Consider the following 1,029-nt stretch of genomic DNA (forward strand, 5'->3'; position numbering starts at 1 on the left):
GCAGCGCCTCGCCAGCCACCAGAACGATGGATAGCGCGATGCTGGCCTCCACCGGTGCCGAGCGCAGCGTCAGCAGCCCCAGGGCGCTGCTCGCCAGCGTCAGGCTGTGGGCGGCCGTGAAGGCGGTGATGGTCCAGACCAGGCTGCGGCGAAAGCCGACGAGGAACAGCAGGCCAATGACGAAGAGCAGGTGGTCGATGCCGCCGAGGATGTGCTCGACCCCCAGCAGCGTGTAGGCGCTGGCGATCTCGCCCATGCCGCGCGGGTCGTTGGCGGCACCGTAGAGCTGCACCGTGGGCTGGGCCTTGGTCAGCGTGTAGACGCGGGTGTCGCCGTTCATCCAGACGACCTTGACGACGGCCGCGGAGTAGCGTTCACCGACGCCCTTGACCGACATCGTGCCGGCCAGGCCCTGGTCGCCGCAGCGCAGCGCATTGGCCTGGGCCGCGCAGCCTTGCGGCCATACGGGCGTCAGATCCTGGCCCACCGGGCGCTTTTCGCCCGCCGACCACTGCCAGACGAATTCGCCGCGCTGCGTTTCGCGCAACTGCAGCTCGGCCATGCTCATTTCGTGTGCCGAGGCGGGCAGGGCGGCGGCCGCAACGGCGAGCCACAGCATGGCACGCAACCACATCCACCCGCGCTTCATGGGGCAGTCGCCTCCACCTTGACGGTGTATTTCCTGGCGAGGGCTGCCACTGCGGCGCTGCGTTGGGCGGCCAGGGTCGCGTCCGTCCAGTCCTGCAGCACCACGCCGCGCAGCGCCTCGAAGCTGGCCGGTCTGGCGCCGCTGCTGGCGTCCAGCCGCACGGCGTGCCAGCCCTCGCGCGACTGGAGCGCCAGCCATTGGCCCGCGGTGGCTCCTTCCAGTGCCTTCGCGAAATCCTCGCCATAGCTCTGTAAAAGGTTGCTGTGCGGCCTCCCCTTGAAGACGCGCAACCCGGCCTTGGTGTCGCCCGGCACGCCGTTGTTCAGCAGGTCGACGAAAGCGCGCACGGTCGCCTCGTTCGCCTCGCCGCCCAGCACGGC

General features: G+C 69.9%; 2 protein-coding genes. Both read right to left on the bottom strand.

Annotated elements, in window-relative coordinates:
* On the bottom strand, nt 1-649 hold a 649-nt coding region (locus tag ACXJKR_RS33345), incomplete at its 3' end, for a HupE/UreJ family protein (RefSeq protein ID WP_457326506.1).
* Nucleotides 646-1,029, bottom strand: a 384-nt coding sequence (locus ACXJKR_RS33350) for a peptidyl-prolyl cis-trans isomerase (protein ID WP_457326508.1), incomplete at its 5' end; no start/stop codon positions are given. The genes ACXJKR_RS33345 and ACXJKR_RS33350, both read right to left, overlap by 4 nt.

The sequence above is a fragment of the Roseateles sp. P5_E11 genome (assembly GCF_054049355.1).